Annotated in this window: 21 protein-coding genes, 1 rRNA gene and 1 other RNA gene; 3 read left to right on the forward strand and 20 right to left on the reverse strand. The window is 58.0% G+C overall.

Going from position 1 to position 22,871, the window contains the following annotated elements; genetic code table 11:
• The 17 genes from ACSEXW_RS04155 to rpoE all read right to left on the reverse strand — a co-directional run.
• A 16S ribosomal RNA gene (locus tag ACSEXW_RS04155) occupies nucleotides 1-60 on the reverse strand; the annotation flags it as partial.
• A gap of 196 nt (nucleotides 61-256) precedes the next feature.
• On the reverse strand, nucleotides 257-511 hold the full coding sequence (locus ACSEXW_RS04160) for a pro-sigmaK processing inhibitor BofA family protein (protein WP_438445198.1): 255 nt from the start codon (nucleotides 509-511) through the stop codon (nucleotides 257-259).
• A 69-nt stretch (nucleotides 512-580) separates the two neighbouring features.
• Nucleotides 581-913: a DUF2508 family protein gene (locus ACSEXW_RS04165; RefSeq protein WP_438444845.1), complete on the reverse strand. Its 333-nt coding sequence runs from the start codon at nucleotides 911-913 to the stop codon at nucleotides 581-583.
• Between the two features lie 148 nt (nucleotides 914-1,061).
• Nucleotides 1,062-1,661 (reverse strand): recombination mediator RecR, encoded by a 600-nt coding sequence (gene recR, locus ACSEXW_RS04170; RefSeq protein WP_438444846.1) that lies wholly within the window; start codon nucleotides 1,659-1,661, stop codon nucleotides 1,062-1,064.
• A 45-nt stretch (nucleotides 1,662-1,706) separates the two neighbouring features.
• Nucleotides 1,707-2,018 (reverse strand): YbaB/EbfC family nucleoid-associated protein, encoded by a 312-nt coding sequence (locus ACSEXW_RS04175; protein WP_438444847.1) that lies wholly within the window; start codon nucleotides 2,016-2,018, stop codon nucleotides 1,707-1,709.
• A gap of 28 nt (nucleotides 2,019-2,046) precedes the next feature.
• Nucleotides 2,047-3,786, reverse strand: coding sequence for a DNA polymerase III subunit gamma/tau (gene dnaX / locus ACSEXW_RS04180; RefSeq protein ID WP_438444848.1), 1,740 nt, complete (start codon nucleotides 3,784-3,786; stop codon nucleotides 2,047-2,049).
• A 143-nt stretch (nucleotides 3,787-3,929) separates the two neighbouring features.
• A complete protein-coding gene (locus ACSEXW_RS04185; protein WP_438444849.1) occupies nucleotides 3,930-5,366 on the reverse strand; it encodes an ATP-binding protein in 1,437 nt (478 codons plus the stop codon).
• Nucleotides 5,367-5,550: 184 nt separating this feature from the next.
• Nucleotides 5,551-5,816, reverse strand: an RNA gene (gene ffs, locus ACSEXW_RS04190) — signal recognition particle sRNA large type.
• A gap of 104 nt (nucleotides 5,817-5,920) precedes the next feature.
• Entirely contained in the window at nucleotides 5,921-6,343 is a 423-nt protein-coding gene (locus tag ACSEXW_RS04195; protein WP_438444850.1) for a hypothetical protein, read from the reverse strand.
• Nucleotides 6,344-6,425: 82 nt separating this feature from the next.
• Nucleotides 6,426-6,623: a 50S ribosomal protein L31 gene (rpmE, locus tag ACSEXW_RS04200; protein WP_438444851.1), complete on the reverse strand. Its 198-nt coding sequence runs from the start codon at nucleotides 6,621-6,623 to the stop codon at nucleotides 6,426-6,428.
• An 87-nt stretch (nucleotides 6,624-6,710) separates the two neighbouring features.
• Nucleotides 6,711-7,979: a radical SAM family protein gene (locus tag ACSEXW_RS04205; protein WP_438444852.1), complete on the reverse strand. Its 1,269-nt coding sequence runs from the start codon at nucleotides 7,977-7,979 to the stop codon at nucleotides 6,711-6,713.
• 30 nt (nucleotides 7,980-8,009) lie between these two features.
• Entirely contained in the window at nucleotides 8,010-9,287 is a 1,278-nt protein-coding gene (rho, locus tag ACSEXW_RS04210; RefSeq protein ID WP_438444853.1) for a transcription termination factor Rho, read from the reverse strand.
• Between the two features lie 90 nt (nucleotides 9,288-9,377).
• Nucleotides 9,378-10,628 (reverse strand): UDP-N-acetylglucosamine 1-carboxyvinyltransferase, encoded by a 1,251-nt coding sequence (gene murA / locus ACSEXW_RS04215; protein WP_438444854.1) that lies wholly within the window; start codon nucleotides 10,626-10,628, stop codon nucleotides 9,378-9,380.
• Nucleotides 10,629-10,831: 203 nt separating this feature from the next.
• Nucleotides 10,832-11,686 carry a class II fructose-1,6-bisphosphate aldolase gene (fba, locus tag ACSEXW_RS04220; protein WP_438444855.1) on the reverse strand — a complete coding sequence of 285 codons (855 nt, stop codon included), beginning with the start codon at nucleotides 11,684-11,686 and terminating at the stop codon, nucleotides 10,832-10,834.
• A gap of 252 nt (nucleotides 11,687-11,938) precedes the next feature.
• Nucleotides 11,939-12,331, reverse strand: coding sequence for a response regulator (locus ACSEXW_RS04225; protein ID WP_438444856.1), 393 nt, complete (start codon nucleotides 12,329-12,331; stop codon nucleotides 11,939-11,941).
• A 146-nt stretch (nucleotides 12,332-12,477) separates the two neighbouring features.
• A complete protein-coding gene (gene pyrG, locus ACSEXW_RS04230; protein ID WP_438444857.1) occupies nucleotides 12,478-14,079 on the reverse strand; it encodes a CTP synthase in 1,602 nt (533 codons plus the stop codon).
• Between the two features lie 174 nt (nucleotides 14,080-14,253).
• On the reverse strand, nucleotides 14,254-14,841 hold the full coding sequence (gene rpoE, locus ACSEXW_RS04235; RefSeq protein WP_438444858.1) for a DNA-directed RNA polymerase subunit delta: 588 nt from the start codon (nucleotides 14,839-14,841) through the stop codon (nucleotides 14,254-14,256).
• A gap of 485 nt (nucleotides 14,842-15,326) precedes the next feature.
• On the opposite strand from rpoE, the gene ACSEXW_RS04240 reads away from it, so the two are divergent.
• Nucleotides 15,327-16,508 carry a S8 family peptidase gene (locus tag ACSEXW_RS04240; RefSeq protein ID WP_438444859.1) on the forward strand — a complete coding sequence of 394 codons (1,182 nt, stop codon included), beginning with the start codon at nucleotides 15,327-15,329 and terminating at the stop codon, nucleotides 16,506-16,508.
• On the opposite strand, the gene ACSEXW_RS04245 is transcribed toward ACSEXW_RS04240, so the two are convergent.
• Nucleotides 16,505-16,921, reverse strand: coding sequence for a YwiB family protein (locus ACSEXW_RS04245; protein ID WP_438444860.1), 417 nt, complete (start codon nucleotides 16,919-16,921; stop codon nucleotides 16,505-16,507). The two genes, ACSEXW_RS04240 and ACSEXW_RS04245, sit on opposite strands and share 4 nt — an antisense overlap.
• Nucleotides 16,922-17,080: 159 nt before the next feature.
• Between ACSEXW_RS04245 and ACSEXW_RS04250 the strand changes: the two genes are divergently transcribed.
• Nucleotides 17,081-17,914 carry an AraC family transcriptional regulator gene (locus ACSEXW_RS04250; protein ID WP_438444861.1) on the forward strand — a complete coding sequence of 278 codons (834 nt, stop codon included), beginning with the start codon at nucleotides 17,081-17,083 and terminating at the stop codon, nucleotides 17,912-17,914.
• Nucleotides 17,915-17,962: 48 nt separating this feature from the next.
• Here the strand turns inward: ACSEXW_RS04250 and speE are convergent, their stop codons facing one another.
• Nucleotides 17,963-18,796: a polyamine aminopropyltransferase gene (speE, locus tag ACSEXW_RS04255; RefSeq protein WP_438444862.1), complete on the reverse strand. Its 834-nt coding sequence runs from the start codon at nucleotides 18,794-18,796 to the stop codon at nucleotides 17,963-17,965.
• Between the two features lie 190 nt (nucleotides 18,797-18,986).
• On the opposite strand from speE, the gene ACSEXW_RS04260 reads away from it, so the two are divergent.
• Nucleotides 18,987-21,068, forward strand: coding sequence for a transglycosylase domain-containing protein (locus ACSEXW_RS04260; RefSeq protein ID WP_438444863.1), 2,082 nt, complete (start codon nucleotides 18,987-18,989; stop codon nucleotides 21,066-21,068).
• Nucleotides 21,069-21,284: 216 nt separating this feature from the next.
• Here the strand turns inward: ACSEXW_RS04260 and ACSEXW_RS04265 are convergent, their stop codons facing one another.
• Nucleotides 21,285-22,862 (reverse strand): phytoene desaturase family protein, encoded by a 1,578-nt coding sequence (locus ACSEXW_RS04265; protein WP_438444864.1) that lies wholly within the window; start codon nucleotides 22,860-22,862, stop codon nucleotides 21,285-21,287.
• Nucleotides 22,863-22,871 lie beyond the last annotated feature (9 nt).

Raw genomic sequence — 22,871 nt, forward strand, 5'->3', positions numbered from 1 at the left:
TTGCATGTATTAGGCACGCCGCCAGCGTTCGTCCTGAGCCAGGATCAAACTCTCCAAAAAGGTTCGTTCGATATAGCTCATTCATTACACTTGGCTGTGTTTTGTTACTACTCGTTGTTCAGTTTTCAAGGAGCTAAGTTGCTTCTTTCTTTACCGCCGCCTCTCAAAAGCGACTTTTACAATATAGCATAGGCGAAAAACGAAAGTCAACCCGTTTTTCGCCTAAATATGCTTGAAATATATGACAGTTCGACATTTAGAGCAGAACGGTCTTCAGGGCCACCAGCATAGCCAGTCCCGGTATGCCCAACACCCCTATCGTCGCAATGGTTGCCGCATTGATCGGAATCCTAAAGTCATAGGTTACTCCCAACCCGTTTACGATATAGAGCAGAACAGCCGCTACAATCATGTGCAGCGCCATGGTCATGAGCCACGCCCCGGCCGCTCGGCTCCGAAGCACCAGCAGCACCAGCGAGGACACCGAAACGATGAATATCCCCCACCACACGATATGCAATAGACTTCCCTCCGCTTTTCCGGCCCAACGGCGCAAGGTAACGATGAGCCCGTATTCTTTTTAATACCCCGCCGCCTTCGCCTTCTCCCTGGCTTCCCACCGCTTCTCCGCATGATGGAGCTTCTGGGCATGGGACGAAACCAGATCCCCATCCTCCCATCCCAACTGCTTAGCCTGCCGCAAGAGCATCTCGTAGCGTTTCTCCGCGGCTTCCAGCGCATAGATGGCATAGTCGATCTGATCCTTCTCCACAACCCAATCCAGCTTCACGTAAGCGGCTCTCCAGTCGGCATGGGCTCTGCGGACCTCCTGCAGCATGGATACCTTGTCCCGGAAAACAGGATCGTCCAACCGCCGCTGCTCCTTGGATATCAAATGGCGAAACCATCTCAAGTCCCATCTCCCCTTTCTTCCACAGTGCATGTCCTCTGCTTCTAGATATAGCGGGAAAAGGGGAGGTTTAGAACCAGAATCTCGCATTCGCCCAACAAAAAAAGAAGACTCCCGAGCCTTCGAGAGTCTTCCAATCGGCTTAAGCCGGCTATGATAGTTCCCTGCGGCCTTCCAGTGCCTTGGTCAGGGTCACTTCGTCCGCATACTCCAGATCGCCGCCGACCGGAAGGCCGTGCGCGATCCGCGTGACTTTGATGCCGAACGGCTTGACCAGCCGGGATAAATACATGGCAGTCGCCTCCCCTTCAATGTTGGGGTTCGTAGCCAGGATCATCTCCTGCACGGTTTCGTCGCTCAGTCGTTTCAAGAGCTCCGCAATATAGATATCGTCCGGACCGATCCCCTCCATCGGGGATATCGCCCCATGCAGCACATGGTAATAGCCGTGGAATTCCTTGGTCCGCTCCATGGCCACCAGATCCTTGGGCTCCTGCACCACGCAGATGACAGAGCCGTCGCGGGTCTTGTCCTGACAGATCCGGCAGGGATCCACATCGGTAATGTTGCAGCAGGAAGAGCAGTAATGGAGATTGCGCTTCACATTGACCAGGGATTTGGCAAAATCCAGCACATCCTCTTCCTTCATGTTAAGCACATGGAATGCGAGGCGCCCCGCTGTTTTGGGACCGATCCCGGGGAGACGGGTAAACGAGTCGATCAGTTTCGCTAAAGGTTCCGGGTAAAACAAACGAGCAGCCCCTTCGGAATAAATTCGTGGTCGCGCTTAGGTGAATTAGAACAAGCCTGGGATCTTCATGCCGCCGGTATATTTGCCCATGTCCTTGTTGGCCATCTCGTCCGCTTGGTTCAACGCGTCGTTGACGGCGGTCAGCACCAGATCCTGCAGCATTTCGACGTCCTCCGGATCTACGGCCTCCGGCTTGATAGCAATGTTCAGAATCTTCTTGTGGCCGTTGGCCGTAACGGTCACGACTCCGCCGCCTGCCGTACCTTCTACGGTCTTCGAGCCCAGCTCTTCCTGAGCCTTCAGCATCTGCTCCTGCATCTTCTTCACTTGCTTCATCATCTGGTTCATGTTATTCATCGTAATCGCTCCTTCGCGTTGTGGGTCCTCATTCCCGAATTTTCACCAAATCTTCCCCGAACAGCTTCACGGCTTCGTTGATCCACTCTTCCTTGACCGCGCCGGGGTCCTCTTGCTCCAGCTTCATCTCTTCGGCAGGAGGGGCCGCAAATCCTTCCTGCGCTTCCTTCCATTCCTTCAGCATGACCGTCACCAGACGAACCGGGTGGCCAAGCGTATCGGACATGACCTGCTCGATGACCTGCTTGTTGGCCGGCTTCTCCGAGGTTTCCCGGTGCATGCCGCTCTTGAACGCCACCAGCACCTGATCGTCGTGGAAGCTGACCGGTTCACCGTCCACCAGCCAAGCATGGACCGTGATCTTCATCTCCTTCACTCCGGCCAGAATCTGGCTCCACTTCATGAGCACCTGCTTGAAATGAGAGGATTCCGTTTCCTTCAGATACGGATCCAGCTTCACGGCCGAGCGCTTCACGATAGGAGCAGACGCCCGCGGCGATGGAGCACTCGAACCTCCACGGCCGCCGGCAGCAGCATCTCCAGCAGCCGGAACCATGCCGCCAGCCAGCAGCTTGGTCAGCTGCTGCTCCAGCTGGACGATCCGCTGCTTGAGCGCGGTCATCTCCTCAGAAGAAGCGGCCGGTCCGGCCGTCGCGGCTCCGCCGCCCCGCTGCGCCCCTTCCTCCCGGAGCGTACACAGCTTCAGCACCGCCACCTCGAAGAGCGTCTGGGGCTGGGTGGAGTATTTCATCTCATTCTGGTAATGGTTCAACACTTCGATCATCCGGAACAGCTGCTCCGCATGGAATGATTCCGCCATGGCGGCGAAGGCCGAAGTATCCAGGATCCGGTCCGTCACAGCTTGGGAGCCCGGCACCATCTTGATCATCAGCACATCCCGGAAGTAGAGAAGCAAGTTCTCCATACACCGGTCGGCACTCTTCCCTTCCTGCATCAGCTGCTCGATCCACTGGAGCGCCCGTCCGGCGTCCCCGTCCCGGATACACACCGCCATCTGCTCGAAGGTCTCCGCTGCGATTCCGCCCGTCACATCGACGGCATCCTTATAAGTGATCTGCTTGCCCGTATAGGAAATGATCTGATCGAGAAGGCTCAGCGCATCCCGCATGCCCCCGTCGGACAGCCGGGCGATATACTGCGACGCTTCCCGCTCGATCTCGACGCCTTCCTCCCCGCATACAAACTCCAGTCTGCCCACCTGCTCTTCCAGGGATACCCGCTTGAAGTCGAAGCGCTGGCACCGGGAGATGATGGTGGCGGGCAGCTTGTGGGGCTCCGTTGTCGCCAGGATGAACATGACGTTAGGAGGCGGCTCCTCCAAGGTCTTCAAGAGGGCGTTGAACGCTTCGGTCGTCAGCATGTGCACTTCATCGATGATGTAGACCTTATGCCGAACCTCCGTGTATGCGAAGAGCATCTTGTCCCGCAGGTTCCGGATCTCGTCAATCCCCCGGTTGGAGGCCGCGTCGATCTCCAGCACCCCGATCTCCGAACCCTCTGTAATGCGGATACAGGCCGGGCACTCGTTGCAGGGCTCCACCGCCGGTCCGTGCTCGCAGTTGACGGCCTTCGCAAGGATCTTGGCCGCGCTGGTCTTGCCGGTGCCCCGGGGACCGTTGAACAAATAAGCATGGGAAAGCCGGCCTTCCTTGAGCGCATTCTGCAGGGTTCGCGTAATATGCTGCTGGCCCACCACGTCGCGGAAAAGCTGGGATCTGTATGTGCGGTATAAGGCTTTGTGTGCCATAACATTCTCTTCCTTCCGGCTTGTCACGGCACGCGAATCCGGCCGTCCCTTTATTATACTATAACCCCCCTCTCCCCTTCCAGACAATCTCACTGCGCCCAAATGCCAAAAAACCGGCATCGCGCGGATGCCGGCCGTATGTACTAATGAATGGGGACGCTTACCGTGAAGGTCGTGCCGAAGCCTTTGGAGGAGACCCGGATCGCACCGCCCATATCGTGGATGATCCGCTGGCAAACCGATAGGCCGAGCCCCGTGCCGTTCGGCTTGGTGGTGAAGAAGGGGTCGAAGATCTTGTCGATCACGAAGTTCGGAATGCCCGGTCCCGTATCATGGATGTCCACCGACAGCTTACGGTCCTCCGCATCCCCTCTTACGCTGATGGTCAAGGTTCCGCCTTCGGTCATGGCCTCAATCCCGTTCTTGCATATATTCAGGAACACCTGCTTCAACAGCTCCCGGTCCGCTACGATCTTCGGCAGCCCCGTCTCCAGGCTCTCCTGAACGCTAACCCCGTGAAGCATCGCCTCACTGTGGATGATCGGAAGAATCTCCTTCAGAACCTGGGTCAGGTCCACTTGATCATAGCTCACGTTCTTGCGCTTGCTCAGGAGCAAGAACTCGCTGACCAGTTCGTTTATGCGGTCGATCTCGGTCAGCATGATATCGGCATAGCTTTTTTCCTTCTCCATGCCATTCTCGGTGAACGTATTGCGGAACATCTGCATAAAGCCCTTAATGGAGGTCAGCGGATTGCGGATCTCGTGCGCCGCCCCCGCCGCGATCTGCCCGATCATCGCCAGCCTGTCGCTCCGTTGGACCTGCTCCTCCAGGGAGCGCAGGTTCGTCACGTCTTTGAAGGTGATGTAACCGCCTACCACGTTGCCGATATGGTCCCGAAGGAGGCTCGAATCCAGCAGCAGCTCGTACCGCTCCGTATTGTTGGTCCAGGAGACCGCGTGATTACGGACGATCAGACCGTCGAAGATGCTTCGCTGAACCAGCCGGTGTTCTTCGGGCACATCCTGGAACACCTCGTCCATGCTCCGGTTCAGAACCTGGCTCCGGGTGAAGCCGAGCAAGCGGCAGGCCATGTCGCTGATATCCACCAGCTGGAAGGCCGTATCGAACAAAATCACGCCCAGATGAATGTCCCGCATCAAGGTTCCGGCGAACTGCTGGAGCAACGAAAGCTCCCGGCTGGGACGAATATCGTACAGATGGACCATCAGGTGGCCTCCGATATCATTCGAATCAAACTTCGCAAGAAAAAACCGGCTTCGGAGCGGTTTCCCCTCCTGATTGTACACGGTTACCGTTTCGGACAGCCCCTTCCCGGGACGGCCCTCCTCCGCATCTGGTTGAAGCAGCAATTCGGCAAAGTCCGGCCCTAGTATGTCATATACGGGACGCCCCTCGAATTGATCGTGGGCATACCCCGTCGCTTCCAAAAAAGTGCTGTTGCATAAGATCAACCGATGATCGCCGTCCAGGATGATGACGGAATGCAAGAAGAATTGTTCAAAGTGATTGTGGATATCTTGGATTGGTAAAGAAAATCGGAACAGGCCTTGTTGCATGCACCGTACACCCCCCCTTTATATAGACAGCAGCACGGAATGGTTTGTTTGATTTTCTGTCCCTAAATTGAACTTTTTATACAATTCTCCTCGCGTTTACAATTTCCTCCCAAGAAATGGACAAACCTATCGAAAAAACAAAAAAACACTCCGATAAGGAGTGTTCTCGTCTACTCTTGAAGTACCGTGCACCTGCCATCGATCATACGATCCGGGCGGAACAGCTGTCGTTGGCTCGGGTCGGGCTACCCTCCGGCACATGGACTATCCTGCTTACGGCTGCTTCCTTCCGGACCTGACCGGGTTCACAGGCGTCCATTGCGGAGGACCCGACCGTCAACACTACGTGCAACCGTCAGACCCCACATCATATGACCTCAAAACAGGAATTCAACCCCGCTGTAGCGGACTGCGGGTTACAGGGCACCGCTACCTCCCCGTCTAGCACGGCAAGACTTAGTATAGCCCATTCGGGGACAAAGCGCAACCGGCCGCAGCAATTGGCAGGTCTGCCAGTCAGACGGCCGGAGGAGCAGAGAAATCCGGAGCATGCTTTATTCAAGAAGGCGGGCCTTGCCCACCGAAACCTTCACGTCATACCGGGGCATCAGCCTCTGCAGGCTGGCCTGGGCCGAGTTGCGAATTCTCATGGATTGCTCGATATCGACCGCATCGTCAAGCTCCAGCGTCACATACGCAGTGGCCCCGTTCAGCACGACGGTGGAATCCTTAACCCCCTGAATTCCGTTGACGGTATCCTTCAGCAGACGCACGTCCGCTGCATACGTATGATAGGTGGGACTTCCCGGTAAGTTCGGGTTGGAGCTGGTGGTTCCAAGAAGCCCGTCCCGTCCGTAAGCTTGGCTCTTCAGCCCTCTCTTGTCATCCCCGCCGCTGCCGCCCCAATTGCCGCAGGCCGTAGCGGACACCGCGAGCGCAAAGCCCAGGAGAAGGGCCATTCCTTGCCGCTTCCACATATAAAAACACCCCCCTTGGCTATTAGGGTAGCCTTGGGAGGTGCGGTTATTCCGTTTACCGTCTGGAAAAGACCGGAAACGATTAAATGCCGTATTTTTTCTTGAACTTGTCCACGCGGCCGCCTGCATCCAGGAACTTCTGCTTGCCGGTGAAGAATGGATGGCAGTTGGAGCAGATTTCCACACGAAGGTTTTGCTTGATGGAGCCGGATTCGAAGGTGTTGCCGCAAGCGCAGGTTACGTTGGTCACGTAATACTTCGGATGAATCGCTTCTTTCATTTCTTTCACCTCTTTCCGCCCTGGTCCATTTGGACTTCATGTCGAACCAGAGTTAAATTGACACATGACCGGATTATAGCATGTTCGTCATTTCATTTGCAAGTGCTTTTTGCGAAGACTGTCGGGCGTATGGGTGTAGGAGCCGATGGCGGTGTCCGGAAGCTCCTGCCGGAAGATGTCGATCATCTGGCCCATGCCGAGAATCTCGCCACGCGGCTTCGGAATGATACCCAGATAGCTCTCGGGATCGATGTTCAGGTTCCGCAGCTGGATCAGCTTCAGCCCCGTTCGCTGGGCCAAGCCCACCATCGCTTCGATCTCCTCCTCCCGGTCGCTCACGCCCGGGAACACCAAGTAGTTGATGGAAGTCACGACCCCTTTGTCCGCCGCATATTTCAGCGACTTCTCCACATTAGCCAGGGTATAGCCCCGGGGCTTGTAGTAGGCATTATAGTGATCGTCCAGCGCGCTGATGGTGCTGACTCGGATCAGGTTCAGTCCGGCGTCCACGATTCCGCGGACATGGTCGGTCAGACCGGCGTTGGTGTTCATGTTGATGTAGCCCATATCCGTCTTCTGCCGTACCCGCTTGATGGCCTCGATAATGAGCGGCGCTTGTGTGGAGGGTTCTCCCTCGCAGCCTTGTCCGAAGCTGATGATGGACTCCGGCGTGGTGAGATGCTCCAGCATCAATTCCACCAGCTCGTCCACGTTGGGCTTGAAGTTCATCCGGGTCTGAGGTGCGACGAAGGAGCTGTCGTCCGGCTGCTCCGAGATGCACCCGAAGCATCCGGCGTTGCAGGAGTAGGAAACCGGAACTCCGCCCTCCCAGCGGCCCAGGAACGTGTTGGATGCCGTCAGGCATTCGTATTCCAGCGCACAGTGGGACAGATGACGGTAAACCCGGTTCTCCGGATATTGGGCCAGAAGCTTGCCTACCTTGGCCTCCAGCTCGTCCGGATCGCAGGTTCGGGGGTTCCACTTGTAGGGATCGTCGCTCTGGCGGGCGGCCACATGGAAGCCGTCATCCTTCCAGACCACAGCCGTATAACCGAAGAGCGGCAGTACGGCGTTCTTGTCCTTCTTCGCATAAGCCGGCAGAAGCAGCCGGGTATAGCCCTGGGGCAGCAGCGCACCGACCGCGGTGTACTCGCCTTGCAGGGCTTTCATATCTCCAGTGTTCGGGTCCGCATAGATGGCGCGGGTACCGGGAAGGCTCACCAAGGTGGCCCCCTCCGGCAGCGGGATCAGCTCCTCCTCCAGGAGATCGACGATCATATCGCCGCTCCGCCCCAGCGCCTCACAGTCGGGATGATCGTACACGTTGCCGTTCGCATCGGCGTAGACCAGTCTCATGGCGCTTCATGCATCCCTTCTGACACCGCCCTAGGAGGCGGTGGTTTTCGTTTTCTTGACGTTGCCGCTCGGATCCAGATTCTCGAGGAATTCGGCATTGGTCTTGGATTCGCCCAGCTTCTTCAGGAACGCTTCGGCAAAATCATGCGTATCCTGCATGTTCTTCCGGATCGCCCAGAGCTTGTCCAGCTCCTCCTTCGTCAGGAGCATCTCTTCCCGGCGCGTGCCGGAACGGCGGATGTCGATGGCCGGGAAGATCCGCTTCTCGGCCAGCTTCCGGTCCAGATGAAGCTCCAGGTTGCCGGTGCCCTTGAATTCCTCGTAGATGACGTCATCCATCCGCGAGCCCGTCTCGATGAGCGCCGTAGCCAGAATGGTCAGGCTGCCGCCCTCCTCGATATTCCGCGCCGCTCCGAAGAAGCGCTTCGGACGATGGAAGGCTCCCGGGTCGATACCGCCGGACAGCGTCCGTCCGGTAGGCGGAACGACCAGGTTGTAAGCGCGGGCCAGACGGGTAATGCTGTCGAGCAGGATGACCACATCCTTCTTGTGCTCCACCAAGCGCATAGCCCGTTCCAGTACAAGCTCGGCCACCTTGATATGGTTCTCCGGCAGCTCGTCGAAGGTGGACGCCACGACCTCGCCCTTGACGGAGCGCTGCATGTCGGTCACTTCCTCGGGCCGTTCATCGATCAACAGAACAAACAATTCCACATCGGGATAATTGGTGGAGATGCTGTTGGCTATTTCCTTCAAAAGCAGGGTCTTGCCCGCTTTCGGCGGCGCTACGATCAAGCCGCGCTGCCCCATGCCTACCGGGGCCAGCAAATCCATAACACGGGTCGAAAGATGGGTGGGGGAGGTTTCCAGAACGATCTTCTTCTGCGGGTACAGAGGGGTTAACGCGGGAAAATGGAGACGTTCGGCGGCCGTTTCGGGCTTCTCTCCGTTAACGGCTTCGACCTGGAGCAGTCCGAAGTACCGTTCATTCTCTTTGGGAGGCCTGCACTTGCCGGAGACCACGTCACCGGAGCGCAGGTCGAACTTTCGGATCTGGGAGGCGGAGATGTAGATATCCTCCGTGCTGGGCAGGTAATTGATCGGGCGGAGGAAGCCGAAGCCCTCCTGCAGGATGTCCAGCACACCCTCCATGAACATGAGCCCGCCCTTCTCGGCTTGTGCCCGGAGAATGGCAAAGATCAGCTCTTTCTTCTTCATCTGGCCGTAATACGGAATCTGGTGCAATTTGGCCAGCTTGTACAACTCGGTCAGCTTCAGCGTCTGAAGCTCCGATAGCTGCATATCCATTTCATTAACCACCACACTATGATTTTGTAGGTTGCCGATATATTAATTCAAACCGTTTTCATTGCCTATTGTTTCCATACAGGCGGGAGTCTATTCCCGCCAGATCTCCGCTCCCAGCATGGTCAAGTTCTCCACCAAGTTGTCGTATCCCCGGTCGATGTATTCCACTCCGGTCACTTCGGTGATTCCGCCGTTCGGCACCGTCAATCCCGCAACGACAAGAGCCGCGCCGGCCCGGAGATCCATGGCCTTCACCTTCGCGCCCGAAAGCGGGCAGCCCTCGATGATGGCGGTCCGTCCCTCCACCTTGATGCGTGCTCCCATGCGGACCAGCTCAGGAACGTGCTTGAACCGGTTATTGTAGACATAATCCGTAATCAGGCTGTTGCCTCTGGCTTGAGTCAAGAGGCTGGCCATCGGAGACTGCATGTCGGTAGCGAAGCCCGGATAGACCAATGCCTTAACGTCCACCGCCTGATAGATCGGCTGTCCGACCACACGGATAGACTCATCCATCTCGTAGATATGGACACCCATCTCCTGCAGCTTGGCGGTGACCGCTTCCATATGCTTCGGGATGACGTTGTCCACCACCACGTCGCCGCGTGTGGCGGCGGCCGCGATCATATAGGTACCCGCTTGAATCCGGTCCGGGATGATGGAATGCTTGCACCCGTGCAGCTCTTGAACACCCTCGATCCGGATGGTCTCGGTGCCGGCTCCTTTAATCTTGGCTCCCATATTGTTAAGCAGTGTTGCTACATCTATGATTTCAGGCTCTTTCGCCGCATTTTCGATCAAAGTGACGCCCTTGGCCCTGGAAGCGGCCAGCATAATGTTAATGGTTGCTCCAACGCTTACTACATCGAGATAAATCTTCGCGCCGCGAAGCTCCTCGGCACGGATATGGATCGCTCCGAATTCATTGCTGACTCTTGCTCCCAAAGCTTCAAAACCTTTGACATGCTGGTCAATGGGACGCGGCTCAAAGTTGCAGCCACCCGGAAGGCCGATCACGGCTTCTCCGAATCTTCCAAGCAGAGCTCCCATCAAATAATAGGAAGCGCGAAGCTTCTTGACATTGCCGTTCGGCATCGGAACGGACTTCAGCCTGACGGGATCAATCGTCATCTGATCCCCTTGCCAATCCACGGTAGCTCCCAGCTCCTCCAAGAGCTCTCTGTATATGGCCACATCGCTCAGCACCGGCAGGTTATCCAGCGTTACGGCGGTCTCGGCCAACAGAGCCGCAGGGATTAAAGCGAGAGCGCTGTTCTTGGCGCCGCTGATGGTTACGGTTCCACGCAAAGGCCGACCGCCCGCGATCATCAGTTTCTCCATCGGTTCCTAGTCCTCCCATCTTGAAATAACGATGTCCGAAACTTCAGACAGCATTATGTAAGCCTCGATGCGGGCAAACCCTATCGAAGCCAAATCTAGCATTGCCGGCTCTATCAGGAGAACGGCACAAAAACAATAGAAAGGGAAGGCATCTCTATAAAGTGGATGCTTTCCCTTTCCGATTTATGACACTCCGGAATAGATTAAGCTTTGCCTGCGCTGCCGAAGAGCTCAATCTTGGACTTCACTACATCGACCATAGCCTTGCGGGCCGGTACGAGGTATTTGCGCGGGTCATACACTTTGGCATCCTTGTTCAGCACTTCGCGGATCGCCGCGGTTGCTGCAACTTGGTTCTCGGTGTTGACGTTGATCTTGGTTACGCCTGCAGCGATGGACTTCTGGATCATTTCGTCCGGAACGCCGGAGCCGCCGTGCAGTACGATGGATACCGGAATCGCAGCAGCGACCTTCTCGATGATATCATAATGGATCTTCGGCTCGCCTGCATATACGCCATGTGCAGTACCAACTGCGATGGCCAAAGCGTCCACTCCGGTTTCTTCATAGAAGCGGATGGCTTCTTCCGGCTTGGCCAGAGCTGCATGAGCCTCGTCCAGGCTCACGTCGTCCTCGGTGCCGCCGATAGTGCCCAGCTCGCCTTCAACGGAAACGCCCATAGCGCGGGCAGCCTTCACGATTTCCTTGGTCAAGCGGATGTTGTCTTCGAAGGAATGATGGGAACCGTCGAACATGACGGAGCTGAAGCCCGCACGGATACACTTCATCGCTACGTCGAAGCTGCTGCCATGGTCCAGGTGCAGAGCGATCGGCAGGCCGGACTTCTCGGCGGATGCTTTGGCCAGAGCCACGGTGTACTCAATGCCCATGTACTTCAATGCGCCTTCGGATACGCCGAAGATGAGGGGGGACTTGAGTTCCATAGCAGCCTCAGTGATAGCTTGGGCGAACTCCAGGTTGTTCATGTTGAATTGGCCTACCGCGTACTTACCGGCTTTCGCCTGCGGAAGGAACGCATTCATTGAAACTAACGGCATGTAGGTTTCCTCCTAAATGTGTTCGTAAGCTTTCGCTTCGTTTATTCGTCTGCAACATTATAACATACAACAGAACCATCTGTAACCAAGCCCGGAAATTTCATCAATGTGCAACAAGTTCTCCCCGGCTCTCATCCTAGTTTCCCCATGATCGAAAATAATCCTCAAGCCCTGCTTAAAACTACAGGCGGGAGCCCAAAAAAAAAGAAAAGACCCTGTCTCCAGGGTCCTCGGAAAAGCGATATATGCGGATCAGACGGCGAAGCTGCTGCTGGAGCCCGGATGGCCCAGCTCATTGTTCACCGCGATGCGCAGCTCGTCGATGTCGAAGGGCTTGGTGAAGTGGGTCAACGCACCCAGATCCGTCGCTTCCTTGATCATATCCAGCTCGCCGTAAGCGGTCATCATGATGACCTTGATCGAAGTGTCGATCTGCTTGATATGCTTCAGAATGTCCAACCCGTCCATACCGGGAATCTTCATGTCCAGAAGCACCAGATCCGGAGACTCCTTGCGCACGATCTCCAAGGCTAATTTGCCGTTGGAAGCCTGGAATGTCTGGTAGCCCTCTACGCTGAATACTTCCACCAGTAACACACGGATCCCGTTCTGGTCGTCCACGATGAGAATCTTCTTCTTCTCCAACCGTATACCCTCCTCAAAAAGACAGCTGCTCTAAATATATGCCATCGATTCCAATCTATGGGTATACATTTCGCCGCCATATTGCAAACTCCTGCTTAAAATGCGCATCAATCTGCCGAAAGTCAAGAGAAATTTTCCAGTAACTCTTAGTGGGAAAGCTGGAACGCGGCTTGTACGAATTCCCGGAACAGGGCCTGCGGACGGTTCGGACGGGACGTAAATTCCGGGTGGAATTGGACCGCCAGGAACCACGGATGGTCCGGAATCTCGATCATTTCCGCCAGCCGTCCGTCCGGGGAGGTGCCGGAAATCTTCATGCCGGCATGCTCGATGGCGTCGCGGTAAGCGTTGTTGAACTCGTACCGGTGACGGTGGCGCTCGTAGACCAGCTCGTCCCCATAGCATTTCTCGGCGAGAGAGCCGGCTGCAATCTTGCAGGGGTACAGGCCGAGACGCATGGTGCCGCCCAGATCCTCGATGTCCTTCTGCTCCGGCAGCAGGTCGATGACCGGATAGTTGGTGGTCGGGTTGATCTCGGAGCTGTTGGCTCCGGCCAGACCCAGGACGTTGCGGGCGAACTCCACCACGGCCACCTGCATCCCCAGGCAGATGCCGAAGAACGGAATGCGCTGCTCGCGGGCGTACTTGATGGCGATGATCTTGCCTTCGATCCCGCGGTCGCCGAACCCGCCTGGAACCAGGACTCCTTGGACGCCGCCCAGAAGCTCGTCTACGTTATGGTCATACACGTCCTCCGCGTTGACCCAACGGATATTCACTTCGGAATCACAAGCGAAGCCTGCATGGGACAGAGCCTCCACGATGGACAGGTACGCGTCATGAAGCGCGACGTACTTGCCGACGATGGCGATCTCGGTCTTGTGCTTCAGCTGCTTCACCTTCTGCACCATGGCTTCCCACTCGGTCATGTCCGGCGCATTGGTCGTAAGCTTCAGGTGGTTGACGACGATCTCGTCCAAGCCTTGGTCGCGCATCATGAGCGGAACGTCATACAGAGTATCGGCATCGATACACTCGATGACGGCGTTGGCGTCTACGTCGCAGAACTGGCCGATCTTGCGCTTCAGGTCCTGGGACAGCGGATGCTCGGTCCGGCAGACGATGACGTTCGGCTGGATGCCGATGCTGCGCAGCTCTTTGACGCTATGCTGCGTCGGCTTCGTCTTCACTTCGCCGGCAGCCTTCAGGTAAGGAATGAGTGTGACGTGGATGTACATGACATTGTCGCGGCCGATGTCGCTCTTGATCTGGCGGATGGCCTCCAGGAACGGCAGGCTCTCGATGTCGCCGACAGTGCCGCCGATCTCCGTGATGACCACATCGGATTGGGCCTCGCGTCCTGCGCGGAAGACACGGTCCTTGATCTCGTTCGTAATATGGGGGATTACCTGTACCGTACCGCCCAGATATTCGCCGCGGCGCTCCTTGGTAATGACGGAAGAGTAGATCTTGCCCGTCGTTACGTTGCTGTTTTTGGACAGGTTGATGTCGATGAATCTCTCGTAGTGACCCAGATCCAGGTCAGTCTCCGCTCCGTCATCGGTTACGAAAACCTCGCCGTGCTGGTAAGGACTCATGGTGCCCGGGTCCACATTGATGTACGGGTCGAACTTTTGGATGGTCACCTTCAAGCCCCGGTTCTTCAAGAGCCGGCCGAGAGACGCAGCGGTAATGCCTTTGCCCAACGAGGACACGACACCGCCCGTCACAAAAATGTACTTCGTCACTGGTTTTACCCCCTGCATTATATTGCGGATACTATGCCCCAAAAAACAAAAAGTGACCCCGCCTAAGACGGGGCACTTTAATTGGCCAAATGATTCGTGAATGGATTGTAAATCCAAAGCCCACGAAATATCTTACTCTCTTACACATGCACGTGTCAAGCTGCTATTGGCAGGTTACTTGTCGTCCTCGTCGTCGGAATCTTCCTCCGACAACTCGTCGTCAAATTCGGCTTCCTCGTCGCCTTCGGCAAGCTCTTCGTCCATCTCTTCGCTCTCTTCGGCTTCGTCGATTTCCTCTTCGATCTCCTCCGGAGCGAACAGGTCCTCTTCTTCCTCGCCGATGATGTCCTCGCGGTCCTCATCGAAGGCGTCGAATTCGTCGTTGTCCTCCACGTAGGCTTCTTCCTCTTCCTCCAGGTACTCCTCTTCGTCCAGATCGTCGTCGTCGTCGTTGATGATCCGCGGGCGCTTGGAGGAGCCCATCTCGCCTTCTTTATTGTCAACCGGGTACCAGCGCTTCAACCCCCAGAGGTTGTTGCCAACGCATGCAAACCGGCCGTCTACGTTAATTTCGGTATATAGCTGGGCAATCACCTGCATAACCTCGTCGTCGGTGAAGCCTTTGGCTTTGGCGATCTCCGCCATCAGATCCCGGTAGTAAAAAGGCGTGTTGGCTGCCTTCAGGACTTCAAAGGCCAAGTCCACCATAGGCACTTCCTTTGCCTGCTCCGGTGTCAACTTCGAAAGGTATTCACTGCTCATTCGCTTGATACACGTCCTTCCCACATTCTATCGCACTTCGGGATTGTCTCCATATAGTAAACCCTATTTTTCCTAAAAAAGCAAGCGGCGGTGCGGGTTTGCGCCCGCCCGGCCGCCGAGACGCAGAGCGCAGGAGGAAGCGCTCTTCTATAGAAGGAGGGGACAGCGGGCGGGAGGTTCATTCTCCCCCCAGAAATAAACGAAGGCGCCCCGACAGCGCCTCCGTCTACGACTGTATCCGCCAAGCCGGCCCCATTGTTTCCGCAAGAGCCCAGAAGACAAGAGTCCGCCATGGAACCCTCTATCCATCCTATGTAAGGATTGCGGCGATGACACGGCTACGCGCGGATTTATTTCAAATAAGGCTGACGCTTAGGAGCGCCGAACGAGCCGTTCATATGATACACAAAACGGCCACCCCGGCCATCCGTCGACAAGCCGGCGCAAGCCGTTTGTGCGTACCTTCAACGATAGGAGGACTTACATTGAACGAGCATCCGTTCCTGCACTGGCTCCAAACGGAAATCGAGTCGTCCGGGGCCTCCCCACGAACCATCATCCGGCTGCATGCATCCACGGACTGCCGTGAGATTGTCCGGAACATGCACATGACCTTCGGGGAGCACCCTGTCTCCGCATCCATCCAAGCCCTCCCCATCATCAACAGCATCTCCTGTCCGATCCATTCCGGAGAGGCGGCTCTTGGATTCCCGCAGGTGGCCGGCGTGGAGATGGACCGGACCGCTCTGGTGCACGGCGTCACCGCTCGGCTTCCCTCCTTCGGCGCCGCCTCCGTGCCGTATGCGGCCACCAGACCGTTCATTCCCTGGGGGGTCCAGCGGATCCAGGCGCCTTTGGCCTGGAAGAAGTCCACCGGCGACAAGATTAAAATCGGGGTCATCGACACCGGCATCGACTACACCCACCCGGATCTTCAAGCCTCCATCGGAGGAGGCATCAATCTGATCGAACGCCACTTGCCGCCCGTGGATGACAACGGACACGGCACCCACATCAGCGGCACCATCGCGGCATCCTCCTCCCACGGCATGACGGGAACCGCACCCTATGCCACCTTGTATGCCGTCAAAGCCTTCGATCACAACGGCAGCTCCTATGTGACCGACATCGTCCACGGCATCGAATGGTGCATCCGCAACCGGATGCACATCATCAATATGAGCTTCGGGATGAAAACGAGGAGCCCTGCTCTGGAGGCGGCCATCCAATCCGCCCACAAGGCGGGGATCATCGTCGTCGCCTCCGCCGGCAACGAAGGGAAGAAGAGCTTCGTCGACTATCCCGCCCGGTTCCCTCAGACCATCGCCGTCGGCGCCACAACCCGGTCCAAGCGGATCGCCTCCTTCAGCAACCGGGGACCGGAAATTAACCTGTATGCCCCCGGGGAGAAGATCATCTCCACGTGGCTGAACGGCAAATACAACGCGCTGTCCGGAACCTCCATGGCGACCTCCCACGTAAGCGGAGTTATCGCGCTGCTGTTGTCCCTGAAGCCCCAGTACACGACACGCACGATCCTGGACCAGCTGCAGAAGCATTCCACTCCGGTAGCTTCGATGAACCGCCGATCCGGATTCCTGGGCGAGGTCAACGCCGTGCGCCCCATCCGGGCTGCCGTGCAACGCAAGAAAAGGAGCTCCGGTTAAACCGGCAGCTCCTGAATCTCGATCTCAAGCTCCATCCGTCCGGACGGCTCTCCGGACACGTACAGCTCATAGCCCCAGATTACCCTCCCGATGCCTTCGGCAAGCTCGGTGCGCAGGCTGTAAGTCATGGCCTCCAGCTCCAGCCTGCCGTGTGGGGTATCGTAATAGCCCGGCAGACGCTGCCCCGGCGCGAACTGCTGCTCGGACCGGATATCCCCCTGCCGGAGCAGCCGGATGAGGCCGGACTCTACCTTCAGGACCGCTGTCACCCGACCCATCTCCGAATCCGGCTCCCGGTAATGGTACATCCACCGCCCGTCCCGCTCGTACAGCCTGCCCCGGACCTTCTGCTCGATCTGACCGCCGCCGCTCCGGCTGCGGATGGTCAGCTCCACATCCTTCTGGACCGTCACCCTGACATCCCCTTCTCCATATGCGCCCGCTGCCTCCGGCTGCGGGCTTCCTTATGCCCTTAGTGTACGGAGGAAGCCGGCGAAGCGCAACTCCTCTTCATTGCGGAGCCTCTATATTACGATTATAGTAAGAGCATAATCCGCCGGGGAGGAACCGCCGTGAACCTGAATATCTTTGTCGTGCTGACGGAGACGGAGCTGCAGCTGCCGTACTATATGACCAGTGCCGGGGGCTGGGGCCATCAGGATCCGATGCACCGGGAGGAGGGCTTCCCCGATTTCCAATGGATCCAATGCGTATCCGGCGAAGGGGTCCTGGAGACCGAGGGGGAGCGCTACACCGTAGGTCCCGGCCAGGGCATGCTGCTGTATCCGAACCGGAAGCATACCTATTATGCGGTCCGCGAGCCTTGGGGGGTCCAGTGGTTCACCTTCAACGGCGCCCAGGCGGGAAGCATGCTGGCTTCCCTCCGTCTGACCGGCTCCTGCGTGCTTCAGCTCTCCCACCCCGATACAGTCCTGCGCAAGATGTCCCAGGCCTGTGAGCTGCTGCAGTCGAAGGATCCGTTCCGCTACGTCAAGTGTTCCGCTCTGACCTACGAGACCGTGCTGGACCTGTTCATCTCCTCCAGCGCGCCCGATACCCGCTCCAAGACCGAGCACTACGAGCAGCTGGTTCCTGTCCTGACCTACATCGACGACCACTATGCCGAGCCCCTGACGCTGAACGTCCTGTCAGCCCAACTGGGCCTCTCCCCCCAATACACCTGCCACCTGTTCCAAAAAAGCTTCGGCCTCCGCCCCTTCGAATACATCAACCGCTTCCGGCTGCGCCGGGCGAAGGAGCTGCTTCTCCAGGAGCCGGACATGGACGTGAAGGAAGTGGCCCGGACGGTGGGCTACGAGCACACCAGCTATTTCATCAAGCTGTTCAAGCAGCAGGAGGGCTTAACCCCCAACGCCTTCCGCAAAATCCACCGTTACGGCCCGTGACCGTCACGAGGTGCCGTTGACGCCCTGGAGCCGAACTCCGAGACCTCTTCACCGCTCCTTCAAGAGCTCCTCCACGAACCGGGGCAGCGCGAACGCCGCCTTGTGGAGTCTCGGGGTGTAATACCGGGTGTCGAGCTCCGGCAGCGCCGATTCGTCGACAGCCAGCGGATCATGCTTCTTGCTGCCCATGGTGAAGGTCCACAGCCCGCTCGGATAGGTCGGAATATTGGCGCCATAAACCCGGACGATGGGGAAAACCTCCTTCACGTCCTTGTGAACGGTGCGGATCAGGTCCGCCTTGAACCACGGGTTGTCGGTCTGGGCCACGAAGATTCCGTCCTCCTTCAGCGATTCATAGATGCCTTGGTAGAAGCCCCGGGTGAACAGGTTTACCGCCGGTCCTACGGGCTCGGTGGAATCAACCATGATGACGTCATAGGTGTTCTTATGCTCGTGGATGTGCATATAGCCGTCGTTCACGAGGACCTCCACTCTCGGATCGTCCAGCCGGCCGGCTATCTCGGGAAGGAATCGCTTGGAGTATTCGATGACCTTGCCGTCGATCTCCACCAGCACGGCCTTCTCCACCCTGGGATGCTTCAGCACCTCCCGGATTACACCGCCGTCCCCTCCTCCGACCACCAGCACCAGCTTCGGATCGGGATGCGTGAAGAGCACCGGGTGGGCCACCATCTCATGGTAGACGAACTCATCCCTGACCGTTGTCATGACCATGCCGTCCAGCACCAGCATCCGGCCGAACTCCTCCGTCTCGAGGACCGCCAGGTCCTGGAACGCCGTCCGCTCTGCAACCAGCGTGCTCTTAACCTTGGCGGTAATACCGAAAGCCTCCGTCTGCTTCTCCGTATACCACAGCTCCATGCCGCATCCCTCATTTCCTCGTGTTCTCCCGGCGGCCGAGGGCCGCCTGCATCCGCCTTAGTGTCCCATGGGCCTGGCAGGATTATCCGGGTCCCCCCCCAAAAAAATAGTCCGGCTGGATTGAATACCGGTTTCCCGATTTTTCCATACTGGTAAGACTACGACTGTACGGAATGCGAGGTGAACCGGAATGCCGGACGAGAATACCCCTGCCAGGCGCCAAAGCCGCGACCGGCGGCATTCGCCCGGAGCTCCCGACCGATCCATGTTCCGATTCTTGAAACGATTCACGAAGCTGATGTTCAACCTGACCTTATTCGCTGCGGGCTCCGCCATCGTGGTGCTCTTGTATTTGCGCTCCCAAGCCCTTCCCGTCGTCACCGTCACCCAGAACTCCCAGATCTACGATCTGCACGGACAGGTAATCGACACGTTCCATTCCGGCCAGAACCGGGAAGTCATCAAGCTGGACGATATGTCGCCCTATCTGGTGGAATCCGTGCTGGCAGTGGAGGACCGAAACTTCTATCACCACCTGGGTGTGGATCCCAAGGGATTGGCCCGCGCCGCCATTCAAGACATCAAGACCTTGTCCATGGAGCAGGGCGCGAGCACCATCACCCAGCAGCTGGCCCGCAATCTGTACCTGAACCATGACCGGAACTGGTCGAGGAAGATTCAGGAGGCGTTCTACGCCGTCCATCTGGAGATGCGCATGACCAAGGACGAGATTCTGGAGACGTATCTGAATCAGATCTACTTCGGCCATTCCACCTACGGCGTCCAGGCGGCGGCCCGCATGTTCTTCGGCAAGGACGCCAAGGACTTGACCCTGGCGGAGAGCGCCCTTATGGCCGGCGTGCCGAAGGGGCCCAAGTATTACTCGCCGTACCTGAACATGCAGAACGCCAAGGACCGCCAGAAGGTGATCCTCCAGGCCCTGGTCAACGAGGGCCGGATTACGCAGCAGGCCGCCGATGAGGCGTACCGGGAGGAGCTGGCCATTCAGCCCCGGAATACGGCGGAGCCGTCGGAGGCCCCCTATTTTCAGGATTATGTGAAGAATGTGGTCATTGAGAAGCTGGGGATTACCGAGAACGAATTCGAGGCCGGCGGGTTCAAGATCTATACCACGCTGGATCTGCGTGCGCAGAAGCTGGCGGAGGAGGCCATCGCCAAGGAGATCGGGGAGGATTCGGAGCTGCAGGCGGCCTTGATCTCCATCGATCCGCGCAACGGCTACATCAAGGCGATGGTGGGGGGGCGGGACTATAAGACGAACCAGTTCAACCGGGTCTTCGCCGATACCCGTCAGCCGGGCTCTGCGTTCAAGCCCATCGTCTACCTGTCCGCGCTGGCGGAGAACGTCTCCCCGCTGACCAAGTACAAGAGCGAGCCCACGGTGTTCACCTACGACCAGGGCCGCCAGACGTACGCGCCGAACAATTATGACAACCTGTACGACAACACGGAGATCGACCTGCGCCGGGCCATCATGAAGTCGGACAACATCTACGCGGTACACACCATCATGGACGTCGGTCCCGAAAAAGCGGTGGCGATGGCACGGCTCCTCGGCATCACCGCCCCTCTCAAGGCGCTGCCGTCGCTAGCCCTCGGCACCTCTCCGGTCAGCCCCTTCGAGATGGCGTACGCCTATGGGGTGCTGGCTTCGGGGGGCATCCGGACGGAGCCGCTGGCCGTGCTCCGGGTGGAGGACCACTCGGGCAAGGTGCTCTATGAGGCCGAGCCGTCGGAGACCCAGGTCATCAACCCGGCCTATACCTACGTGCTGACCAGCCTCATGCAGTCCGTCTTCGAGGAGGGCGGCACGGGCTACCGGGTATCCGACCTGATGAAGCGGCCTGTAGCCGGCAAAACCGGCACCACCAACTACGATGCGTGGATGGTCGGGTATACCCCCGAGCTCTCCACGGCTGTATGGGTCGGCTACGACAAGGACAAGACCATCGGCAAGCTGGACCAGCGCAAGGCGGCGCCCATCTTCGCCGAATATACAGAGGGAGCGCTGGAGACCGTGCCGCCGAAGCTGTTCCCCGTGCCGGAAGGCGTCGTCAGCGCCTACATCGACCCGGCCACCGGCAAGCTGGCCAACGACGCCTGCCCCAGCACCCGCATGGAGGCCTTCGTGGCCGGGACCGAGCCGACGGAATACTGCGCCGGAACCAAGGCGGCAGGCGGCGGGAAAGCAGGGGACAAGAAGGCGGACAGCTCCTGGTGGAAGGACCTGAAGCGCTGGTGGAACGAGTAGCGCAGGCCCAGGCGGGTGTGCCGGGCAACAGCACAAAAAGGCAGACCGGGTGGTCTGCCTTTTTGCTGTCCTAGTATACGGTGTACATATACTTCCCCTAGTATAACGTTAGGGTTCAGTGGATTCAACCCTTTTTCGGACGAGCGTGCAGCCGCGCCCTAGAGGAGGCGAGGCTCCCGTTGCACGGGCCACAGGGCCCTCTCTCCCTCAGCTTGCTCACAGCTCCGCCCTCTTCGTCAGCGGGCCGACCGGGACGCCGGTCCATCGGCGTCCGGCCGCCTTGCGGGATTCCAGCAGCATCGCGCAGCTGATCTTCGCGGACTCGATGATGGTGGGCAGCCCGCTACCGGGATGGGTTCCCCCGCCGACCAGCCAGCAGCGCTGCACCTCCTCGAACCGGTTGCGGGGACGGAATGCCAGCATCTGATCCAAGGAATGGGCCAGATTGAAGACCGCCCCCCGGTACACATCGAGATCGTCCTGCCAATCCTGCGGCGTGATGATCCGCTCCTCCTCGATATCGTCCCTGAGTCCGGCCAGCTCCGGCTCTCTCTCCAAGCGGTCCAGTACCAGGCTGCGGAATCGCTCCCGCTGTTCCGGCCAGGAGACATCCGCCGACAGATTAGGCACCGGCACCAGCACATAGAGCGCGCTCTTCCCCGGCGGAGCCAGCGTGGGGTCCAACAGTCCGGGGTTATGGACGTACAGCGAGGGTTCCTCGGACAATACGCCCCGCTGGGTAATATCCTCCACATTCCTCCGGTAATCCTCTGCGAACAGCACCGTATGGTGCGGCAGCTGTACCTTGCGGTTGACCCCCAGGTAGAGCATAAAGGTGGAGCAGGAATACTTCTTCTGATCCAGCTTCTCCTTCGTATACTTCCGGAGGGTGCCCGGAGCAAACAGACGAGCTGCTGCATGGGCGAAGTCCGCACCGATGACCACATCGTCCGCCTGGATCCGTTCTCCTCCTTGCAGCCGAAGTCCCTTGGCCCGGCCCTGTTCGACCAGGACCCGCTCTACCGGGGTCTGGGTATGAATCCGTCCCCCGTGTTCCCGGATGACCGCGGCCATCGCATCGAAAAGCCGGTTCACTCCGCCCACTGGATGGACCAGCCCGAAGCGGTGCTCCAGGAAGGACAGGATCGTGAATGTGCCGGGGCACTCCCACGGAGACATCCCCAGATACTTGGCCTGGAACGAAAAGGCGGCCTTCAGCCGCTCATCCTTGAAGTAGCGGGACAGCCGGCTGTACACGGTTTCCGTAGCATGCAGCTTGGGCAGAGCCCGGAGAACGTCAAGGGATACATAATCCCGGAGTCCGCGGAAAGGCCGCTGGAGCAGCGGCATGAGCCGATTGAACTTCTCCTCCTCGTCCCGCATGAATCTGCGGTAGTTGTCCCCTTCCCCCGGGAAGTACCGTTCGATCTGCTCCGCCATAGCATCCTGATCCGTGGTGGGATGGAGCTGAAGCTCCCCGAACTGCAGACGGTACATCGGATCGAGACGGTGCCACTCCACATAATCGGTCAAGGAGCGTCCTGCCGCAGCAAACAGCTCTTCCCACACATGAGGCATGAGCACAAAGGTCGCGCCACGGTCGAAGCGGTAGTCTCCCAGCTCCAGCCGGGAGGAACGTCCGCCTATGAAGGCCTGCTTCTCATAAATATCCACCGATAGCCCTTGGGACGCCAGCAGCATCCCCGCAGCCAGCCCACCGGGACCCGCACCTACGATAGCTACTCTTCCGCCGGAATAATCTGACTGACTGCTGCGTGTTCCATTCTCCAACATTTCCGGATC

The organism is Oryzibacillus soli (assembly GCF_051594765.1).
In the GTDB taxonomy this organism is placed as follows: Bacteria; Bacillota; Bacilli; order Paenibacillales; family NBRC-103111; genus Paenibacillus_AR.